Consider the following 512-nt stretch of genomic DNA (forward strand, 5'->3'; position numbering starts at 1 on the left):
TGGCCGAGCGCCGGCGCCCGCAGGACGGCCGCATCAAGACCCGGTCGCCGGGCGGGCGTGAGGTGGAAATGCGCCTGTCGACCATGCCCACCGCGTTCGGCGAGAAGTGCGTGATGCGCATCTTCGACCCGGATGCGGCCTTCAAGAGCATCGACCAGCTCGGTTTCAGCCCGCAGGAAGCGGCCGGCTGGACCGCCCTGGTCGAACGTCCGCACGGCATCGTGCTGGTGACCGGCCCGACCGGCTCGGGCAAGACCACCACCCTGTATTCCACGCTGAAACGGCTGGCCACCCCGGACGTCAATGTCTGCACGGTGGAAGACCCGATCGAGATGATCGCCCCGGAATTCAACCAGATGCAGGTGCAGACCAACATCGACCTGGACTTCGCCAGCGGCGTGCGCACCCTGCTGCGGCAGGACCCGGACATCATCATGATCGGCGAAATCCGCGACCTGGAAACCGCGCAGATGGCGGTGCAGGCCTCGCTCACCGGGCACCTGGTGCTGTCC

At 67.2% G+C, this 512-nt stretch carries 1 protein-coding gene; it reads left to right on the forward strand.

The features are described 5' to 3' along the window. On the forward strand, positions 1-512 hold a 512-nt coding region (locus ACXJKJ_RS32320), incomplete at both ends, for a GspE/PulE family protein (protein ID WP_457395852.1).

Source organism: Roseateles sp. P5_E1 (assembly GCF_054049335.1).